This is a genomic window from Caulobacter sp. B11, assembly GCF_002737765.1.
GTDB lineage: Bacteria > Pseudomonadota > Alphaproteobacteria > Caulobacterales > Caulobacteraceae > Caulobacter.
In genome coordinates this window covers 1-4,138 of sequence record NZ_PEGG01000233.1, presented here as the reverse complement: position 1 = coordinate 4,138, position 4,138 = coordinate 1, and the positions used below count along the sequence as shown (strand labels likewise).

The 4,138-nt window shown below is 72.3% G+C and carries 4 protein-coding genes and 1 pseudogene; all 5 read left to right on the top strand.

Annotation, left to right across the window (positions count from 1 at the left end):
* The coding region (locus tag CSW58_RS09920; RefSeq protein WP_201721634.1) for a 1-acyl-sn-glycerol-3-phosphate acyltransferase at positions 1 to 472 on the top strand (472 nt) is incomplete at its 5' end.
* Positions 469 to 930, top strand: coding sequence for a tRNA (adenosine(37)-N6)-threonylcarbamoyltransferase complex ATPase subunit type 1 TsaE (tsaE, locus tag CSW58_RS09915; protein ID WP_099447173.1), 462 nt, complete (start codon positions 469 to 471; stop codon positions 928 to 930). The genes CSW58_RS09920 and tsaE, both read left to right, overlap by 4 nt.
* Positions 905 to 2,008: an N-acetylmuramate/N-acetylglucosamine kinase AmgK gene (amgK, locus tag CSW58_RS09910; RefSeq protein WP_236627759.1), complete on the top strand. Its 1,104-nt coding sequence runs from the start codon at positions 905 to 907 to the stop codon at positions 2,006 to 2,008. The genes tsaE and amgK overlap by 26 nt, the downstream gene beginning before the upstream one ends.
* 41 nt (positions 2,009 to 2,049) lie before the next feature.
* Positions 2,050 to 2,739 carry an N-acetylmuramate alpha-1-phosphate uridylyltransferase MurU gene (gene murU / locus CSW58_RS09905; RefSeq protein WP_099447174.1) on the top strand — a complete coding sequence of 230 codons (690 nt, stop codon included), beginning with the start codon at positions 2,050 to 2,052 and terminating at the stop codon, positions 2,737 to 2,739.
* Positions 2,740 to 2,744: 5 nt separating this feature from the next.
* Positions 2,745 to 4,138: pseudogene (locus CSW58_RS09900) on the top strand (double-strand break repair protein AddB); the annotation flags it as partial.

Sequence of the window (4,138 nt, the reverse complement as noted above, 5' to 3'; positions counted from 1 at the left end):
CCCCGGTTTCGACGAGGTGCTGATTCCGGTCGAGTGGGTCGAGGCCAAGCGCAGCCGCGAACGCACCCGCATGACCCTGCAGATGACCCGCCAGGCGCTGGAAGGCGAGCAGGCCCTGATGATCTTTCCGGCCGGGCGGCTGGCGACCCGGGTCGATGGCCGGCTGACCGATCCCCCCTGGCAGACCTCGGCCCTGTCGATCGCGCGAAAGTACGACGCCCCGATCACGCCGATCCATGTCTCGGGTCCGTGGTCGACCCTGTTCCACCTGTTCGATGGCCGCTCGCAGGAACTGCGTGACATCACCCTGTTTCACGAGCTGCTCAACAAGACCGGCCGGCGATTCGCGGTGACCGTCGGCAAGCCGATCCCTTCACACGCGCTGGACCCCGACCCGGTCGTGGCCACCGAACAGGTCAAGCATTTCGTCGAACGGGTACTGCCGGCCGACCCTGAGGCGGTGCTGGCTTGACCCTTGTCGACCTGCCCGACGAGGCTGCCACCCAGGCGCTGGGACGCCTCTTGGCCTCGGTGCTACGCCCCGGCGACGCCCTGTGCCTGACCGGGCCGCTGGGGGCCGGCAAGTCGACCCTGGCCCGCGCCCTGGTCAGGGCCCTGACCACGCCGAACGAGGAGGTGCCCAGCCCGACCTTTACCCTGGTCCAGTTCTATGACGGGCCCGACTTTCCGGTCGCCCATTTCGACCTCTATCGCCTGACCGACCCCGACGAGGCCTATGAGATCGGCCTGGACGAGGCCCTGGAAGACGGGGCGGCGATCATCGAATGGCCGCAACGGCTGGAGGGGCGCCTGCCGCCCGACCGACTCGATATAGAGATCACCCCGATCCTGGACGATCCGCGCGGCGAAGCGCGACGGGCCAGCATCATCCGCCACGGGGCCTTTGAAGGACGCCAGCTTGAGTTCTGATCGCGAAACGGCCAAGGCGGCCTTTCTGGAAACCACCGGGTTCGGCGACACGCGCCGCCAGGCCCTGGGCGGCGACGCCTCGACGCGCAGCTATGAGCGCCTGTCTCGCGGCGACGGGACCAGCTTCATCTTCATGGACCAGCCGCCGGCCCTGGAGACCGCCCCCTGCCCACCCGAGGCGACGCCGGATCAGCGGATCGCCCTGGGCTTCAACGCCGCCTATCGCCTGGCCGCCGGCCGGGTCGACGCCTTCGTGGCGGTGGCCGGCTGGCTGCGCGCCCAGGGTCTTTCGGCGCCGAAGATCCTCGCCGCCGATCCCGCCCAGGGGCTGGCCGTGCTCGAAGACCTCGGCGACGACCTCTATGCGACGGTGATCGCCGCCGGGGCCGATGAGGCGCCGCTCTATGACGCCGCCATCGACGCTTTGGTCGCCCTGCACGCCGTGCGCCCGCCGGCCGTTCTGGAAGCCGACGGCTCGACCTGGCCCCTGCTGGCCTATGACGAGCTGGCGCTGAAGATGGCCCAGGACCTGTTTGTCGAATGGCTGCCGCGCCTCAAGCCGGTGCGCTTCGACGACGCCGCCCTGGCCAGCTGGGAGACGCTGTGGGCGCCGATCCGGGCGCGGGCCGAGGCCGGGGCCAGCGTCTTCTGCCATCGCGACTATCACGCCGAGAACCTGATCTGGCTGCCACAGCGTCAGGGCCCCGCGCGGGTCGGCCTGCTCGACTTCCAGGACGCCGTGGTCGCCCACCCGGCCTGGGACCTGTCGATGCTGCTGCACGACGCGCGTCGCGACGTCTCGGCGGACCGCGCCCAGGCCTGCCTCGAGCGCTATCTGTCCGCCCGGCCCGAGCTGGACCGCGAGACCTTCCTCGCCGATTTCCACGCCCTGGGCCTGCTGAACATCGCTCGGATCCTGGGCATCTTCGCCCGTCTGGTGACCCGCGACGGCAAGCCGCGCTACGCCAGTTTCATGCCCCGGCTGTGGACCTATCTGGACGCCTGCCTGGCCGATCCGGCCCTGGCGGATCTGAAGGCCTGGTTCGACGACCATGTCCCAGCGGAGGCTCGCTCGTGAGCGCGCCCAAGACGGCGCCCAAGGCCGCCCCCAAGACGGCGATGGTGCTGGCCGCCGGCCTCGGCACCCGGATGAAGCCCCTGACCGACGACCGCCCCAAGGCCCTGGTTGCGGTGGCGGGCCGCCCGCTGATCGACCACATGCTCGACCGGCTGGCCGACGCCGGAGTCGAGACCGCCGTGGTCAATGTCCACGCCTTCGCCAGTCGGCTGGAGGGCCATCTTCGCCAGCGCGTCGCCGCCCCCCGGATCGTGATTTCCGACGAGCGCGGGGAGCTGCTGGAAACCGGCGGCGGCCTGCGCAAGGCCCGTCCCCTGCTCGGCGACGATCCGGTCTTGGTGGCCAATATCGACTCGGTCTGGACCGAGAACGGCCCCTCGGCCGTCGACGCCCTGGCCCAGGCCTGGGATCCCGAGCGGATGGATGTCTGCCTGCTGCTGGCCCGGCTGGATCAGGCCCTGGGCTTCGACGGCGCCGGCGATGTGTTCATCGACGAGGACGGCCGGCTGAGCTTCCGGGGGCAGGCCGCCTCCGCGCCCCTGGCCTATATGGGCGTGCACATCACCAAGCCCGGTCTGGTCGATGACGGGCCCGAAGGTCCCTTTTCGCTGGCGACCATCTGGCGGCGCCTCGCCGCCGAAGGTCGCCTGTTCGGCGTGGTGCTGGACGGGTACTGGATGCATGTCGGCGATCCGCAGGCCCGCGACGCGGCCGAGGCGCGGCTTCGGTGAGCCCGATGGGAGCGGCCGACGGCCCGCGCTGGTTTTCGATCCCGGCCCATCGGCCGTTCGTCGAGGACTTGGCGCGCGGCCTGCTGACCGCCCTCGCCCCCCTGGGTCCGGAGGCCCTGCCCCAGGCCACGGTCCTGACCCCGACCCGACGCGGCGCCCGCGCCCTGGCCGACGCCTTCCTGGCGGTCAGCGGCGGCCGGGCCCTGCTGCTGCCGCAGATCCGCCCCCTGGGCGACCTGGACGCCGGCGAGCCGCCGTTCGAGCCCGGCGACCTGGCCCTGAGCCTGGAGCCGGCGGTGTCCTCGCGCCGCCGGCGCTTCGAACTGGCCCGCCTGGTGGTTGAACATGCGCCCTTGCTGGACTTCAGCCCAGGGGCCGGCCAGGCGCTGGAAATGGCCCGGGCCCTGGCTGACTTTCTCGACAGCTGCCAGATCGAGGAGGTCGAGACCGCCGGCCGCCTGGACGGCCTGGCCGAAGGCGACCTGGCCCGGCACTGGCAGGTCTCGGCCCGCTTCCTCAACGCCATCCTGACCGCCTGGCCGGCGCGCCTGACCGAGCTGGGCCTGATCGATGTCAGCGCCCGGCGGGTCAAGCTGTTGCGGGCCCTGGCCGAGCAATGGACGCTCAGCCCCCCGACCGGCGTGCTGGTCGCCGCCGGCTCGACGGGCACCGCCCCGGCCACCGCCGACCTGCTGATCGCCATCGCCAAGGCCCCGCAGGGCGCGGTGGTGCTGCCCGGCCTCGATGACGGCCTGGCCGACGACGCCTGGGCCCAGGTCGGCGAGCAGCATCCCCAAGGGGCCATGCGTCGCCTGCTCGATCGCGCCGGGATCAGCCGCGCCGAGGTTCGCCCCTGGCTGCCGGAGGCCGACAGCCAGGGGCGCTGGCGCCGCCGGCTGATCAATGAAGCCCTGCGACCGGCCGAATCCACCGCCGACTGGCTGGCCCAGATCGCGCGGCTGCGGGCCGAGGCGCCGGCCCTGGATCCGATCGTCGAAGGCCTGAAGGGACTGTCCCTGGTCACCGCCCGCGGCGAGGACGAGGCCGCCAGCGCCTGCGCCCTGCTGCTGCGCGAAGCTCTCGAGACCCCTGGCCTGACGGCCGCCCTGGTCACCCTGACCAGGCCCTGGCCCGCCGGGTCAGCGCCCATCTGATGCGCTGGGGCGTGGTGGCCGACAGCTCGGCCGGCGCGCCCCTGGCCGCCGCGCCGGTCGCGGTCCTGGGCCAGCATCTGGCCGCCCTGGTCATCGATCCGCTCGATCCCGTGCGCCTGCTGGCCCGTCGCCAAGCATCCGCTGGTCACCGCCGATCCCGAGCGGCGCGGCGGCTGGAGCCAAGGGCCTGCGCGGAGCCGCCCGCGCCGTCGGCCCAAGCCCTGGGCGAACGCCTCAAGGACGAA